The organism is Pseudomonas sp. NPDC089918 (assembly GCF_050280605.1).
Lineage (GTDB): Bacteria > Pseudomonadota > Gammaproteobacteria > Pseudomonadales > Pseudomonadaceae > Aquipseudomonas.
The window spans coordinates 85,624-101,316 of record NZ_JBNNVP010000002.1; the positions used below are offsets into that span (position 1 = coordinate 85,624).

Genomic DNA, 15,693 nt, shown 5'->3' on the forward strand with positions numbered 1-15,693 from the left:
CTGTCAGCTTGAAGTGGCCGCGGTCTGGACGAAACAGCACCTGGGCGCGCAGCGAGCCATTGAATGTCACGGGGTAGCCACGAACTTGATATTGCGAAAAACGACGCTGGTGCTGCCAGTGCCCAGGGTGGCCGTGGCTTTGACAACAGCAGGTACAACACGGGTGAAAGTGATTTCGGCGACACCCTGGCGGTTGGTCCGCGTTTCAAAAGATTCCACAAGATCCGTGGTGCCCACGTTCTCAAGCGTCCAGTTCACCGTCTCGCCAATACCCGGGTTTTTATAGCGATCCATCAAGGTCACCGACAAGGTGACCGGTGTTCCAACAGCTCGCTCGACAGGCTCCGGGGACTTACGGAACTGAAGCGACGATCGCTCAGTGCCAATCACCACCGGCGGCGCGGATTGCTTCTTGCCCAGGTCGAGTTCATAGGAGGCGATTTCTTTACCCATGCTTTTGCCGGAGTATCGGACGGTGGTCCTGCCATTCTCTCCGGTGGTCGTCATCGAGGACTCAAAAAGCCCCAGCTCCGACGTCCAGTGCACATTGACGTTCCCCTGCGGTACGTTCGCACGGCTCTTCACGGTCACCGTAAAGGTGGCGACATCGCCGGGTTTGTTCGCCACCAAAGAGGCAGGGGTGACGGTGCAAGTGGTCAATACATCTTCGGTGACCGCCTCTACATCCTCGGCGCGGATTGCCTGCTGGGCATCGGACAAACTGGCCGTTACCCGGTCAGCAACTTTCTCGTAGTTTTCGTAAGTGTCATCAGCCGGCAACGTACCCATCGCCAGAATCGCCTCGGCATCCAGGCCGCTGCGCTCGGCGAAGGCCCGCACACGCGTCAGCAGGTCAAGGTGGGCCAGGCTGCGAACAATGCCATTGCCCGAGCCATCCCCCGGATTTGCACGCTTGGCGCAGGCGCTGACCTCCTGAGTACTCCAGGCAAAGAGCTCCGCAAGAAGCTTCGCCGCCCTCGCCTTGACCAGACGCCCACCGTCGCCGGTGAGATCGGGCAATGCGTTGACGCGCTGCAGATAGTCGAGCAATTGCGCTTCGGGCTTGCCGGTCAATTTGACCGCGCGCCGGTAAACCGTCAGGTGGTACAGGGTGGTGAGATCGAAGGCCTGCGCCTGCTGCAGGCCGACCCATTTGTCGTACCCCACCTTCAGGTACAACTCCAGAAACCCGGGGCTCAACTCCAGCGTCAACGCCACGGCACTGCGCCGCACAAAATCGGCCAGCATGCCCAGGAAAGGATCGCCGGGCAGGTTGGAGTCCCGGCGTCCGGTCGTCGCAACCTCGGTGATCGGCGCACGCTCCAGCACCTGCGCCAGTACGTCATGCACATTCCCGCCGGACCACGTCAGCACTGGCAGGACCCGCTCTGCATCAAGTTGCGCATACACCGCCAGGCTTTCTTGCACCACGCTGTACTGGCCGGCCCGACTGCGCAGCAACACCGCCAGGATTTTCCCGACGATGGTGATAATGACCGCCTCATCCTCTTCTCCCGAGACCGCCCTCACTGCACGGTCGATGAGCTCACGGGCATGAGTTTCGTAGGACTGATCAGCTGATTCGACAAAGTGACTGACCAACCCATCCTCATCCACCAGCGCCCGCAATGCCCCCAGCCACGGGCGATTGTTCGGCAGCGGCGAGACCCCGGCCACCATCAAGGCATTTTCGGTAAAGAGCACCGGGGGGAGCCGGTTACGCAATTGGGCGAACAGCCCCAGTTCTGCCTCGCCGGGCCGCGAAGGCGCGATGATCGGCGTCACCTGCTGCACCACCCAATGCACCGATAGCTCACTGTCGCGGCACCAGCGAACACAGTCCGTCAAGGCGTGAATCACACTGAGGGCGTCGGGTGTCTGCGCTACCTTGTCGGTGCTGATCCGCGGCGCTCCTCCCAGTGCAGTGAGCCAGTTTCCGCCCCCCACTGCATTGAGCAGCACAACCCCCTCGATCGGGGAGATCCCGAGCAGGCGAGGCAACTTCACCAACCGGTAGAAACTGGAGAGAATCGGCAGGCTGCGAGCCAACTCGGTCACCCCGAAGGCCCTGGCGACCACATGAGCCAGGTAAAAATAGGTCTCCAGATCGACGCCCAGCCCGGTGCGCAACTGGTTGACGGTGAGCATGTCCGCCTCGGTCAGCGGAATGATCGGAAACGCTTGATTATCGATTTGCAGGGGCCGAGGGAACAGGCTGCGCTCGTTGAAAATACGGTCGAACTGAGCGCTCTGGGTACCCCGGCCGAAAACGGAAATTAGCCAAAGGAACGCGGCGAAATCCTCGGCGCTGCACTGGTGGAGTTCGCGCAGCTCCTGAAACAGGCCCAATGCCCGGATCGTGTTGGGTGTCATCCAGTAACTCGGGGCTTGTTTCGTATTGCTTTCAGCTTTGATGGCCGCGACGATCAGCGCATCGACCTCATGGCTGGGCAACGCCAGCCACTTGTCCAGCCGCAGCTTGCGGTTCATGCGGTCGAATCTGGAGTGTGAGCCCTGCTCGAAAAAGTTGAGGAATTCAACAATGGAGCTCCTGATAGACAGCGCTGGACTGACCCCGCCATTGATGAACACTGAGCCCGAATACGCACCGGAAACTGGTGATACGCCCGAGTCGAGCGCCGGTGCATTATTGGATAACGTGGTGACGAACCCCCTAATAGACAGAAGCGCCTCGATACCCGGCCGATCAAGCTTCGTTCTGCCGTTGAAAAAATCCACCTGATGGAGATTCCCAGGGCCGTGGGCCCCCACTACCCCGAAGTTCTCCCTATAAAACTCGGCATTAATTATGTCAGGCGGAAAATAGGGGGGTTCAGTCAGCAGCTCCCGCTGACTCGGACTAAGCCTGGACGCAAAAAGGAATGCCGTATCCGATTCAGCGCTCCAGGGGGCAGGCCGAATGAAATACGGAAACTGCGGATCACATAGGCGCATCACACTCCCGACGGACTCGGCACTTTGCTTCGCCACATAATCCAGCGTGACCCACGGGCGGTGGAATGGCAGCCCGTTGGGGTAACGTCGATAACTCAGTTCTTTATCCAGGTTTTGGACTTGGCCGATGGACTCCTTGATGAAGGTCTCCAGCACATGGGTAACCACCTCCACCGAGGACACCGAACCATTGACCGTGACGGTGTCGATGGTCAGGTCATTAAGGTCGCTACGCCGCCCATCGAGGGGTAATACGTTTGCATCCCCCCCAGGAAGCCGGTTCTCGGACCATTTCTTGAGCGCCACCAAATAGGAGGCTGGGCCATGAATAGCCTCGATCGCATCAGACGGGCACATGTTATTGAAATTAGGGCTGAACAGACCGTCATAAGTGGGCCCGCCTACCAGCGCCAGCAACCCCTGCCGAAGGTTCGCCGGCTGCGGTTCGCCACCGCTCAACTCATGCTCGATAAACCGGCGCAGCACCAGCGTCGCCAGACCGTTGATTCGCCACAACAGTGCCTGGGCTTGCTGGGCGTTCAAGTCGTAGTCACGCACCAACCCGGCGACCCCTTTCTGCGCCAGTGCACACACCGAACCGCCCTCATCGAAATACTGACCGAGTTTTGGCAATGCTTCGCGCTGCGACTCATCGACAATTTGCTCGTAGACCTGCCGGGCGAGCTGAAGGGGAGAGTGCTTCATCCTGATGCTCCTGCGTTCAACGATTTTGTCCGGCGCACTACGCGAAAGCGCTTCGCGGCCTGACCTTTGCGGTTGGGGTTATTGGGCGCCGCCGGAGCCGGGGCGTCTACTGTCAAAACTGACAGTAGACGCTACCGTTGGTCGGGCCTTTTTCAATAGAATGAATCAGGAGCCGGGTGAGCCTTCAGGCGGCAAGACTTCGAAGCGATCACTGTCGCCCCAGTCCGACACCGGCCCGCCATCACCGTCCGTTTGCCGGGCCATTGCCCACCCCGCTCCCCAAGGCAAGTCCTGTTCGGACTCGGTCTGCCAATCACCGCTCCCCGTGTTCGGGACATCCGGGGCCAGCACCTCGTCAGCGTTGTACCAGGCCACCAGCTCAAGAGGCGCGCCAGGACGGACTGTCCCTTCGAACACCGGCCTTGCAGGAACCCATTGGCCCGGTTGCGGCGCGGTGAACGTCGGCGGATCGCTGCGCAGCACAATCGGGCGCTCGCCCGACCAGCCCGAGGGATACCCGTCAAAGCCTTGTTGAGCGACAAGCCGACGCTCCCCGGCCGAACCCTCGAGTTCAACCCAAAACGACCAGGTGCTGTTTTCTTGCACCACAGCAGAGCCCAAGGGCCTGTCGAGGGCGTCGGCCCATGCCCCCGTGACCGTATCGCCGGGGTAACCGAACCCGGAAATCGCCAGCCGCCGCCCGACCGCTTGCCCGGCTGCCGGCGTTTCGATCATCGGTTTGGCCGGGACCACCCGCAGTGCATGATCAGCGCCGAACCCGGACTCTTTCTCGCCGTAGAATTGCTTGACCCGCAAGGTATAAGGGCCCAGCGGCAACGTCGCGTCATACCGCCAGAAGTCGTCGTCCCTGACCGGAACACGCGCCAGCGGTTGGGTGCTCCCCTCCAGCCACACTTCAACCTCTGCACCCGGTCTGCCACGACCTTCGATCCTGAAAGTGCGCGCCACATCGTCTCCCGGTTGCGGAACGTCGATGTCCGGTGCCAGCAGCACCACCTCGAAGCTGACCCGCTCGCTTTTTTCAGAACTTGCGACACCGAAAAACTGCTGGGCGTAAACCGTATGAGGTCCAAAAGCCAGCGGGTTGAGTCTTACCGACCAGCCGTCCTCGGTCACAGCTGCTTCGCCCAGGAGAAGCTCGGTCACATAATCGAAAACCCTCATCACCGCTCCGGCGATACCGCCACCGCCTTCGACGATGGGCCTGTAATCCACCTGCTCGTCAATCGGCCGGGTGATGACGGGTTGTGGGACGGCCACGGTGAACGTTCCGGACACCGGGTTTGAGGTTTGCCCGCCGAAGGTTTGCGTCACCGTGACCCGGTGCTCCACTCCCGGTACAAACGCGGTATCTCGCCGGAACGCCCAAGTGCCCGCGGTCACCTCCGCCAGGTGGACGGTGACGTTGTCGCTGAAGGTGACATTGACCACTGCCCCCGGCCAGCACGTACCGGAAATCCGTGGAGAAAGCGCCTCAGGGAGGATGCTCATGATAGGCAGCGGAGCCGGGATGATCATGTTGCCGGACCATTCGACCCAGTCAGATACCTTGTTGCCGAACACTTGACGCGCCTTGACGCGATAGGAACCGGGGGCGATTTCCTGGGTGGCGGTGACCGACCAACTGCTGCCGTTGACAGTGGCTTGTGGTACTGCCGCATGAGCGGTGTCGTTGAGCGAGATATCGACTTTCGTCGCCGTTTGGTTCGGCCATGTCGTGCCCGTACCAGAGAACCTGGGCTTTTGACTGGGCAAGTCGGTGGGCTGATTGAGGGTCGGTTTGGGCACGGGCACCGTAACGGGCACAGCGTCTGACCACTCAGAGTAAATCGGGGTACCGTTATCAGTGACAAACTGTCGTATCACCATCACATAACTGCCCGGCAACCAGTCGGTGACGTCTTTCTGCCAGCTACTGTTAACCACGGAGGCGGTCCACTGAACGCCGCCAGCTCCTCCTCTGTACCAAATCTGAACCGTGGCGCCTGTGTACCCGACGCCTGAAAACCGAACGGTTTTATCGTCTGGGTAGGTAACATTGACCAAGAGCTTGGGGGGACGGATTTTGAAGAAGCGAGCTGTGCTGCGCCCGGAACTTACGCCATCTAAAACTTGCTCGGCGACTAATGAAAGAGGGCCTGGAGGCACGGTAACCATTACACTCCAGCTACCGGCGGCATCTTCCACTATGCTTGAGCCATATTCTTCAGATTGCGAAAAATCTTTGAGTAGATGGACCTTGGCGCCACTTAATCCATTGGATCCACCTACCTGAAAGTTGATGTCTTGAACAGAACCCGCTGAAGGATACGAAAAGATTGGCTTGCCCAATATAGAATACCAGACAATCAATGTAGAACCGGGCGGAGAAGTAGATCCGCTAAAGTCAGCCCGCACCGGCACAAGGCTACTGGGTTGCATGGTAACCAGGGACGCTTCCCATGTCTCATCTCCTTTTACTGTTGTGTCTTCAGTCAATTTGACAGAAGTGTCATCCCTGAACACTCGTATCGTAGTTCCGGGAAGGCCTATACCCTTGAAGACATTGCCATGTACAAGCACGGAGCCAGGAGTGGGCGCAGTAATAGCAGCCAGGTAGGCGGTCGAGTGGATGGACTCTCCAGAGAACTTGCTGCCTATTTTCTGCTTGGCATAAAAAGTCATGGAATTTGCGCCGCTTGGCAAAGAGATATCTGCTGCCCAGCTGCCATCAGGCTGGATAACAGCAGTACCTAGCTCAGCATGGCCACTGGCATTATAGAGGTATATTGTACCGTGCCCATATACTCCTTCCGCCCCCCTAACAGTAAATGTTCGATCCCTAATATTTCTGGTCTGATAATCGAGTGTCGGGGTATTGGGTTCGAAATATACCCATCTATCCGTTTCCCCGGTTGGATCCGTTTGACCTGATCTATCGAATATATATTTAAATATTATACAGGCTTGCTCAACGTTGCCAACTACGCTCCCGCCACCATTAATGCTGTGCCAAGCACCATCTTGGACAGCGCTAGAGGTTAGTTCCGTTTCACCCCAATAGTTCGAGGAGTAAAAACGAAGTTTAATATTGCCGGAATCTCCGCCAATATTGCTAACCCTATACCTTATTACATAGCAAGAAAATGTTCTTCCATCCGCACCCCACGAATACTTAATTTCAAGATCAGCCCAGAGCGTTTTCCAAATCGCCGTCAAAATCACAATTTTTTCCGATAACGAGGGAAGCCGATCAATATCGCTTTGTTTAGAAACCTCAACTTCTGAAGTTTCAACTAATCGTTCGGAACCTTCATTTTGTCCAATCCCGTTGCTAATGGACACGTTCTTGGACATTTCGCCAGGCTCATTTTTTACATCGTTATCAGTCTCCATCGCTTACTCCCTAATTTGTCGTGTCCATGCGGGCACAATGTGCTGGCGATGTGGCCAGAAATCGGTGAATCATTGAATGCCAATCTCTTTCGCACGAACACCTGTTAGTTCTGACAGTCCAGACGAACGGTAACGTCCCGCCCCGACGCCTTCGCGCAGGTCCTACAAAGTTTGGCAAGTGACTACACGACCTTGCGCCGCTGCCTACAGATCCGCCAGAATCCGCCGGCTTGTGCACTTTGGTCATGCCCCGTAACTTGATCCGCGTCGCTGCTCATCAGCGATCGGGTTTAGTCGCCCGGTGGTTTCACGAATGTGTATAAGCGTCATCCAGTCGGGTATTCCCTATCCCCGCACTTGATGGTGGCTGTTCGCAGGGCGCCCTCGGGCGCGCCGGTTTTTCGTGATTCCTCCGGTCGACTAACCTGCGTCCAGCCGCCACCCCTCGTTTAGTCGCGAGACGGTGGTAGCCCCATTAAGGAATCGCGAATATGTTCAAAGCAACACCCAATCCCCCACCCGAAACCGACCCGGTTTCCCCCTACGCCTCCCTCGATTCAAAAAAGCTCCACGCCGCCGCCGAAAAGGCCCTCGACCACTACCTCAAACCCGCCATCGAATCGCTGCGCCCATCCCAGGACCGTGCCATGAAAATGTTCACCGTCGTACCTGATGCAAACCCCGAAGCCCTCATCATCCAGACCTATGAAACCTTTTCTTCGGTGAGCCTTCTGCTGCTGGACCTGGCGGACAGCCTGGAAGACAAACAGCGGCATCTGGCGATGGCGATTTATCAGATGAGCGAGATGGGGTTGATGCTGGCGGAGCGGTCGCTGGATATCGAGCGGGCGATCAGCCCGACGTAGATTTAACCGTTGACGCTGTGTCGACTGTACTGACGCCATCGCGAGCAGGCTCGCTCCCACAGGGGATTTGGGTTGAACACATGTGTTGTGATCAACGCCTGCCACTGTGGGAGCGAGCCTGCTCGCGATGGCAATTGCAAAGGCGCCGCAGAGTTCAGGCCGAGGCTGGCAACGGCTGAAAACTGAAGTACTGCTTCAACGCCTCCACCAATTGCCCATATTCCGGCGGTGCCCGTTGCAGGCTGAAGCCAGCGTCATAGTGGTGGGGGGTTGCGTCTTCGTGACACCACAGGCAGCAGGCATTGAGGTCGATCACCTGCTGACAATGGCCATCCATGGGGATTTTCAGGCGCAGATTAAAATCGGCGCCCACCATCATCGGCAACTGGCTGATCAACATCAGCCCGTCCTCAGACAGATTACCCAGAAAGCCGATGGGCTTGTCGGTGACGCTGTTGAACACTTTGAGAAAATACGGCAGTTGATGCCGCTCGATCCGGCGGTCAGTGAACATGCTGATTTCGCTACGCAAGGCCCTTAAGCAGGGCCGCACCAATACTTCGGAACGGGCCTGCTCTATTGTTTTATAGGCATCAGCCGCGCTCTCCCCGATCCTGGTGCGACAGTCCTTCCAACCGCTGTCGCTTACTGCTGCCGATCACAGGTGTTACCTCGAATTAGAGGCAAGGCTCTAAACCGATCCATTGGACTATAGCTCACCGCTGTCGCATGACAATCAGAACCGGGTTGGACGCACCGCCGCCGCGCTGCGGGTCGGGTAATGGCCCAGGCTCTGCAAGGTTTCCAGACGGGCACGGGCACGGTAGGCGTATTCGCTTTGCGGGTAAGAGGCCATGATGAACTGGTAAGTCTGCGCCGCATCGATAAACAGCTTTTGCCGTTCCAGACACTGGCCGCGCATCATCGACACTTCCGGCCACACATAAGGCCGCGCGCGGCTGGCACGCTCGACCTTGGACAGCTCGAGCATCACTTGCTCGCAGTTGCCGCGCTCATAGGCGCTGTAGGCATTATTCAAATGATGGTTCATCGACCAACGGGTGCAGCCCGTGACACTGAGGGCACTGATGGCAAGGGCGGCAATGAGCACGAATCGCATGGGGGATCTCCTGTCTTGAGCTCTGTATCGACCCTTGGGCGGAAATCTTCAGGACGGTTTGTGCCGATTGTCGCGTTCAATAAAGAAACTAATAAGTAGTGCAAACGAACAATGACTACACCCAAAGACCATAGTAGCCTCTGCTAGCGCTTGAACTCAGGAGTCTATGCATGTCCGTCCGTCGCACCAAAATCGTCGCTACCCTTGGCCCGGCCAGTAACTCGCCGGAAGTTCTCGAACAGCTGATTCTGGCTGGCCTGGACGTCGCCCGTCTGAACTTCTCCCACGGCACCCCCGACGAGCACAAGGCTCGCGCGAAGCTGGTGCGTGACCTCGCTGCCAAGCACGGCCGCTTCGTCGCCCTGCTGGGTGACCTGCAAGGCCCGAAAATTCGTATCGCCAAATTCGCCAACAAGAAGATCGAGCTGAAGATCGGTGATCAATTCACCTTCTCTACCAGCCATCCGTTGACCGAAGGCAACCAGCAAGTAGTCGGCATCGACTACCCGGATCTGGTGAAAGACTGCGGCGTGGGCGACGAGTTGCTGCTCGACGACGGCCGCGTGGTGATGCGCGTTGATACCGCCACCGCCACCGAGCTGCATTGCACCGTGACCATCGGCGGCCCGCTGTCGGACCACAAAGGCATCAACCGTCGCGGCGGCGGCCTGACCGCACCGGCCCTGACCGAGAAAGACAAGGCCGACATCAAGCTCGCAGCCGAAATGGAAGTCGACTACCTCGCGGTGTCCTTCCCGCGCGACGCCGCCGACATGGAATACGCCCGTCAACTGCGCGACGAAGCCGGCGGTACTGCCTGGCTGGTGGCGAAGATCGAACGCGCCGAAGCCGTGGCCGACGACGAAACCCTCGACGGCCTGATCAAAGCCTCCGACGCGGTGATGGTTGCCCGTGGTGACCTGGGTGTGGAAATCGGCGACGCCGAACTGGTGGGCATCCAGAAGAAAATCATTCTGCATGCACGCCGCCACAACAAAGCGGTGATCGTTGCGACCCAGATGATGGAGTCGATGATCCAGAACCCGATGCCGACCCGCGCCGAAGTCTCCGACGTAGCCAACGCCGTGCTCGACTACACCGACGCCGTGATGCTCTCGGCCGAAAGTGCTGCCGGTTTGTACCCGCTGGAAGCCGTGCAAGCCATGGCGCGCATCTGCATCGGCGCTGAAAAGCACCCGACCAGCAAGACCTCCAGCCACCGCATCGGCAAGGTCTTCGAAAGCTGCGACCAGAGCATCGCGCTGGCGGCCATGTACACCGCCAACCACTTCCCGGGCGTGAAGGCGATCATCGCGTTGACCGAAAGTGGCTACACGCCGTTGATCATGTCGCGCATCCGTTCCTCGGTGCCGATCTACGCGTTCTCCCCGCACCGCGAAACCCAGGCCCGCGCGGCCATGTTCCGTGGCGTCTACACCGTACCGTTCGACCCGGCGTCCTTGCCGCCTGAGCAAGTCAGCCAGGCTGCGATCGACGAGTTGCTCAAGTTGGGTGTGGTCGAGAAAGGCGACTGGGTCATCCTGACCAAGGGCGACAGCTACCACACCACCGGCGGCACCAACGGGATGAAAATCCTGCACGTTGGCGACCCGATGGTCTGAGTGATCAAGCGCTGAAAAACAAAAGCCCCGCCATGTGAATGGCGGGGCTTTTTAGTGATCGTTCCCACGCTCTGCGTGGGAATGCAGCCCGGGACGCTCCGCGTCCCAAGAGCGGACGCGGAGCATCCATTGAGGCATTCCCACGCAGAGCGTGGGAACGATCGGACTCAATGCCGTTTGATAAACCCGGTCAACGCCACCATCGCTTCCGGCGAACGCAGCCGCTGGGTGAACAACGCGCCCTCTTCTTCTATCACCTTGCGTATCTGTTCCCGATCCGGCGCTTTCATCAATTGCTTGCTGATGCGCACCGCTTCCGCCGGCAACGATTCAAATCGCAACGCCATCTCCCGCGCTTTGGCCAATGCCGCTTCGCCACTGCCCAAGGCTTCAGTCGCTATCCCCCACGCAGCCGCCTGTTCACCACTGAACCCCTCGCCCAGCAACAACAGCTCCGCCGCTTTGGCATGCCCGAGCATTCGCGGCAGGATCAGGCTGGAGCCGAACTCAGGGCATAACCCGAGGTTGACGAACGGCATGCGCAACCGGGCGTCGGTGCTGACGTAAACCAGATCGCAATGCAGCAGCATCGTCGTACCGATCCCCACCGCCGCGCCGGCCACGGCGGCGATGACCGGTTTGCGGCACTCGAGCAAATTGAGCATGAAGTGGTACACCGGGCTGTCGAGGATGCTCGGGGGTTGCTGGAGGAAATCAAAGATGTCGTTGCCAGCGGTGAAGCACTCAACGCTACCGGTGATCAGCACCGCATTGATTTCGGGGTCGCTGTCGGCAAGACGCAAACCCTCCGCCAGTTGGCTGTACATGGCACGCGTCAGGGCGTTTTTCTTCTCGGGGCGATTGATGCGCAGGGTCAGCAGGCCGCGCTCGCGTTCAAACTGGATGGTATCGGGCATGGTGAGTCCTGATCTGAGAGAGGATCAACTGTGGCGAGGGGGCTTGCCCCCGTTCGGCTGCGAAGCAGTCGTAAAACCGGCACGCTCGGTTTGTCTGATACACCGAGGTGGCGTCTGTTTTTAGGGGCCGCTTCGCAGCCCAACGGGGGCAAGCCCCCTCGCCACAGCAAGCTCGCTCGCCACAGATATCAGCGCTCAACCACGGGGTAGAAAGACATCCGCCAGCAGTTGATTGCGCGGCAAACCCGCCAGGTACAGGCGCCGGGCAAAGGCGTCGACGCTGTCGGGGGCCCCGCAGACTAAGGCCAGGGTTTGCCGCGAAACAAGGCGCAGTTGTGCCAAAGCCGCGGGCAACTCGGCCGCGGTCCACAGCTCGATGCTAAGGTTTTCACGGCCGTCGGCCATGGCTTGCAGGGGTTTGGCCAGATAATGCTCACCCGCATCATGGGCCAGGTGAATGACGCGGATGGGGCCCTGGTGATCCTGACGCAAGGCTTCGCGCAAAATACCGAATAACGGCCCCAGACCGGTGCCGGCCGCCAATAACCACAGCGGTCGGGTGTGCCAGTCCGGGTCGTAATGCAACGCTCCACCGCGCAACTCGCCGAGGCGGATCGGATCGCCGATTTTCAACTGGCGTGCCGAATCACTGAACTCCCCCGGCTGACGGCAATCGAGGTGAAACTCCAGAAAGCGGTCTTCTTCCGGCAGGCTGGCCAGGGAATACGGCCGCGCAATCTGGCCCGCCCACAACACCAGATGCTGCCCCGCCTGATAGCGCAACGGTCGCTCACTCGTCAGGCGTAAACGCAAAACGCTGGGGCTCAGCCAATCGCTGGCGGCCACTTGAGCGGCAAGTCCATCACGCAGCGGGTCAAAGGTTTCGACTTGCAGATCGTCGACCACCTGGCACTGACAGGCCAGCCGCCAACCTTGCTGACGCTGCTCATGGCTCAAGGCATCGGGACGGCTGTCGCTGGGCAAGCCCTCGACACATTTAACCAGGCACGCATGGCAACTGCCGGCGCGGCAGCTATAGGGCACCGACACGCCGTTCTGATTCAAGGCATCGAGCAGGTTGCTGCCCGCCGCCACCGTCCATTGGCGTTCGCCGACCCGTAACTCAGGCATCGACATTCTCCCAGGCCGCCGCGCAACGGTTACGGCCATCGCGCTTGGCGCGATACAGCGCCTGATCCGCGCGGTGCAAGGCGTCATCCAGATCGTCGCCGAGCGCCAACAAAGTCATGCCCACCGACAGGCTGAGGTTGCGCACATCCAGGCCGACCAATTCGACATCCATGAACGCTATGCGCAACCGCTCACAACACGCCGTCAGGCGCTCGGCATCGCAATCGGGCAACAGCACCACGAACTCTTCACCGCCATAACGGGCCAGAACATCGCCATCGCGCAGGCAGGCGGTGGCCACTCCGGCAAACGCTTGCAGCACCTGATCGCCGGCGGCATGGCCATGAACATCGTTGATGCGTTTGAAGTGATCGAGGTCGATCAACGCCAGGCCATGCACCACATCGGCTTCCATGGCGTTCAACTCCCGGGAGGCCAGGCGCAGGAAATGCCGGCGGTTGAACAGCCCGGTGAGTTCATCGGTCGCCACCAAACCTTCGAGCTGGCGCATCATCCCGCGCAGGGTGTCCTGATGCGCCTGCAAGGCAAACCGCCGCTGACGCATACGCTGGCGCGACATCTGGACGTAACGGGCGTAAAGCACCAGCCACGCGAGTACCACCAACAGCACGCACACCTGCAACAGGGCCAGCGTCGGGTCGGGCAGCTGAAAGTGGTAGCCCTCCCACAAGGTGATGGCGCTGAAACTGAAAAACACCAGAAACGCGCAACGGGCGAAAGCCGTGCGCGAAAGATGAAACAGCCCGAACAACAGAATCAGCAGGTAAAACACCAGAAACACGCCACGCGCCTCGTCCAGGTGGGCGATTAGCCAGGTTTGCCAACCCAGCCCCAGCAGTATTTGCACTTCGGTCAGGCTCGGATCGGAAAAACGCAGATTGCGACCGCTCGAGAACACCGCGAACAACACCGCCTGGCTGAGCACCACCAACGCGCTGCCGATCGCCATACCGGCGATGGATTCATCGTAATGGCCGGTGAAAAACGCCAGCCACAGCAGCAGCAAAGCCAGGGCGTAGGTGCCAGCTGCGAGGGCAAAGCGTTTGAGCAAAAGCCGCTGGATGGCGTTATGGGTCAATCGTTGATTCACCGTGGGAAAGGAGGCTGATCGAGTGTCCTACTCTACAGGCCGGATGCCACTTTAGTGGCGAGTCTGATAAATGACCATTCAATTTTCGGGGCAGAAAACTGGCGTCAAAGCCATGACCCGAACTCAAGGAAAAAATCCTGTGGCAAGCCCCCTCGCCACAAAATCCGGCGCGTGTACAGGTCATCGAGGCGCGGTATACTGCCGCGCCTTTTTAGCGTCGCGCCAGCATGCCCGGCGTGCCTTGAAAGGTGCTTGCAACCGACCGATGCACCCAAGCTGCAAGCACCTTATTGAATGTTCCCGTCTTTTAGAGGAGCGCGACTCATGACCGTGATCAAGCAAGACGACCTGATTCAGAGCGTTGCCGACGCCCTGCAATTCATTTCCTACTACCACCCCGTGGATTTCATCCAGGCGATGCACGAGGCCTACCTGCGAGAAGAATCGCCGGCGGCTCGCGATTCCATGGCGCAGATCCTGATCAACTCGCGCATGTGCGCTACCGGCCACCGCCCGATCTGCCAGGACACCGGTATCGTTACCGTGTTCGTGCGCGTGGGCATGGACGTGCGTTGGGATGGCGCCACTATGGGCCTGGACGACATGATCAACGAAGGCGTACGCCGGGCTTACAACCTGCCGGAAAACGTCCTGCGTGCTTCGATCCTCGCCGACCCGGCGGGCGCTCGTAAAAACACCAAGGACAACACCCCGGCCGTTATTCACTACTCCATCGTTCCGGGTAACACCGTGGAAGTGGACGTGGCGGCCAAGGGCGGCGGTTCCGAGAACAAGTCGAAAATGGCCATGCTCAACCCGTCCGACTCGATCGTTGACTGGGTACTGAAGACCGTTCCGCAAATGGGCGCCGGCTGGTGCCCACCGGGTATGCTCGGCATCGGCATCGGCGGCACCGCCGAGAAAGCCGCCGTCATGGCCAAGGAAGTGTTGATGGAATCCATCGACATTCACGAGCTTAAAGCACGCGGCCCGCAGAACCGTATCGAAGAGATGCGTCTGGAGCTGTTCGAGAAGGTCAACCAACTGGGCATCGGCGCCCAGGGCCTGGGTGGCCTGACCACCGTGCTCGACGTGAAGATCATGGATTACCCGACCCACGCCGCGTCCCTGCCGGTGTGCATGATCCCTAACTGCGCCGCCACCCGTCACGCGCACTTCGTGCTTGACGGTTCCGGCCCGGCCTCGCTGGAAGCGCCACCGCTGGACGCCTACCCGGAAATCGTCTGGGAAGCCGGCCCGTCGGCCCGTCGCGTCAACCTCGATACCCTGACGCCGGAAGAAGTGCAGAGCTGGAAGCCGGGCGAAACCGTCCTGCTCAACGGCAAAATGCTCACCGGTCGCGACGCGGCGCACAAGCGCATGGTCGAGATGCTGAACAAGGGTGAAACCCTGCCGGTGGACCTCAAAGGTCGCTTCATCTACTACGTCGGCCCGGTCGATCCGGTGCGCGAAGAAGTGGTTGGCCCGGCCGGCCCGACCACCGCGACGCGGATGGACAAGTTCACCCGTCAGATCCTCGAGCAAACCGGCCTGTTGGGCATGATCGGCAAATCCGAGCGCGGCCCGACCGCGATCGAAGCGATCAAGGACCACAAAGCCGTTTACCTGATGGCTGTCGGCGGCGCGGCTTACCTGGTGGCGCAAGCCATCAAGAAATCCCGCGTGGTCGCGTTCGCCGAACTGGGCATGGAAGCGATCTACGAGTTCGACGTCAAAGACATGCCTGTGACCGTTGCGGTCGACAGCAAGGGCGAGTCGGTACACATCACCGGTCCTGCCATCTGGCAGCAAAAGATCAGTGAAAGCCTGGCGGTGGAAGTGCAGTAAGCGCAACCCTCTCCAGACGGCC

At 59.4% G+C, this 15,693-nt stretch carries 10 protein-coding genes; 3 read left to right on the top strand and 7 right to left on the bottom strand.

What is annotated here, in order from left to right; genetic code table 11:
* Positions 1 to 66 precede the first annotated feature (66 nt).
* Together ACQKPC_RS01925 and ACQKPC_RS01930 are read right to left on the bottom strand one after the other, a co-directional pair.
* A complete protein-coding gene (locus ACQKPC_RS01925) occupies positions 67 to 3,588 on the bottom strand; it encodes a Tc toxin subunit A (protein ID WP_427622922.1) in 3,522 nt (1,173 codons plus the stop codon).
* A 237-nt stretch (positions 3,589 to 3,825) separates the two neighbouring features.
* Positions 3,826 to 7,056 (bottom strand): hypothetical protein, encoded by a 3,231-nt coding sequence (locus tag ACQKPC_RS01930; protein ID WP_427622923.1) that lies wholly within the window; start codon positions 7,054 to 7,056, stop codon positions 3,826 to 3,828.
* A 491-nt stretch (positions 7,057 to 7,547) separates the two neighbouring features.
* Between ACQKPC_RS01930 and ACQKPC_RS01935 the strand changes: the two genes are divergently transcribed.
* On the top strand, positions 7,548 to 7,922 hold the full coding sequence (locus tag ACQKPC_RS01935) for a DUF6124 family protein (RefSeq protein WP_427622924.1): 375 nt from the start codon (positions 7,548 to 7,550) through the stop codon (positions 7,920 to 7,922).
* A gap of 154 nt (positions 7,923 to 8,076) precedes the next feature.
* On the opposite strand, the gene ACQKPC_RS01940 is transcribed toward ACQKPC_RS01935, so the two are convergent.
* Together ACQKPC_RS01940 and ACQKPC_RS01945 are read right to left on the bottom strand one after the other, a co-directional pair.
* On the bottom strand, positions 8,077 to 8,436 hold the full coding sequence (locus tag ACQKPC_RS01940) for a PilZ domain-containing protein (protein ID WP_192343845.1): 360 nt from the start codon (positions 8,434 to 8,436) through the stop codon (positions 8,077 to 8,079).
* Between the two features lie 222 nt (positions 8,437 to 8,658).
* Positions 8,659 to 9,042, bottom strand: coding sequence for a tetratricopeptide repeat protein (locus tag ACQKPC_RS01945; protein WP_192343844.1), 384 nt, complete (start codon positions 9,040 to 9,042; stop codon positions 8,659 to 8,661).
* Between the two features lie 170 nt (positions 9,043 to 9,212).
* On the opposite strand from ACQKPC_RS01945, the gene pyk reads away from it, so the two are divergent.
* Positions 9,213 to 10,664, top strand: a complete 1,452-nt coding sequence (gene pyk, locus ACQKPC_RS01950) for a pyruvate kinase (protein WP_218397966.1) — start codon at positions 9,213 to 9,215, stop codon at positions 10,662 to 10,664.
* A gap of 167 nt (positions 10,665 to 10,831) precedes the next feature.
* On the opposite strand, the gene ACQKPC_RS01955 is transcribed toward pyk, so the two are convergent.
* From ACQKPC_RS01955 to ACQKPC_RS01965, 3 genes are all read right to left on the bottom strand, one after another.
* Positions 10,832 to 11,581 (bottom strand): enoyl-CoA hydratase-related protein, encoded by a 750-nt coding sequence (locus ACQKPC_RS01955; RefSeq protein WP_427622925.1) that lies wholly within the window; start codon positions 11,579 to 11,581, stop codon positions 10,832 to 10,834.
* A gap of 195 nt (positions 11,582 to 11,776) precedes the next feature.
* Complete coding sequence (locus tag ACQKPC_RS01960) at positions 11,777 to 12,712, bottom strand: iron-sulfur-binding ferredoxin reductase (protein WP_401174128.1); 936 nt, start codon at positions 12,710 to 12,712, stop codon at positions 11,777 to 11,779.
* Positions 12,705 to 13,811: a diguanylate cyclase domain-containing protein gene (locus tag ACQKPC_RS01965; protein ID WP_427622926.1), complete on the bottom strand. Its 1,107-nt coding sequence runs from the start codon at positions 13,809 to 13,811 to the stop codon at positions 12,705 to 12,707. The genes ACQKPC_RS01960 and ACQKPC_RS01965 overlap by 8 nt, the downstream gene beginning before the upstream one ends.
* Positions 13,812 to 14,147: 336 nt before the next feature.
* Between ACQKPC_RS01965 and ACQKPC_RS01970 the strand changes: the two genes are divergently transcribed.
* Positions 14,148 to 15,671 (top strand): fumarate hydratase, encoded by a 1,524-nt coding sequence (locus tag ACQKPC_RS01970; protein WP_427622927.1) that lies wholly within the window; start codon positions 14,148 to 14,150, stop codon positions 15,669 to 15,671.
* The last annotated feature ends 22 nt before the right edge of the window (positions 15,672 to 15,693 follow it).

Excerpts from the sequence above, each read along its gene's own strand:
- pyk (WP_218397966.1), top strand. The coding sequence starts at position 9,213 with ATGTCCGTCCGTCGCACCAAAATCGTCGCTACCCTTGGCCCGGCCAGT.
- ACQKPC_RS01945 (WP_192343844.1), bottom strand. The coding sequence starts at position 9,042 with ATGCGATTCGTGCTCATTGCCGCCCTTGCCATCAGTGCCCTCAGTGTC.
- ACQKPC_RS01930 (WP_427622923.1), bottom strand. The coding sequence starts at position 7,056 with ATGGAGACTGATAACGATGTAAAAAATGAGCCTGGCGAAATGTCCAAG.
- ACQKPC_RS01940 (WP_192343845.1), bottom strand. The coding sequence starts at position 8,436 with ATGTTCACTGACCGCCGGATCGAGCGGCATCAACTGCCGTATTTTCTC.
- ACQKPC_RS01955 (WP_427622925.1), bottom strand. The coding sequence starts at position 11,581 with ATGCCCGATACCATCCAGTTTGAACGCGAGCGCGGCCTGCTGACCCTG.
- ACQKPC_RS01970 (WP_427622927.1), top strand. The coding sequence starts at position 14,148 with ATGACCGTGATCAAGCAAGACGACCTGATTCAGAGCGTTGCCGACGCC.
- ACQKPC_RS01935 (WP_427622924.1), top strand. The coding sequence starts at position 7,548 with ATGTTCAAAGCAACACCCAATCCCCCACCCGAAACCGACCCGGTTTCC.
- ACQKPC_RS01960 (WP_401174128.1), bottom strand. The coding sequence starts at position 12,712 with ATGCCTGAGTTACGGGTCGGCGAACGCCAATGGACGGTGGCGGCGGGC.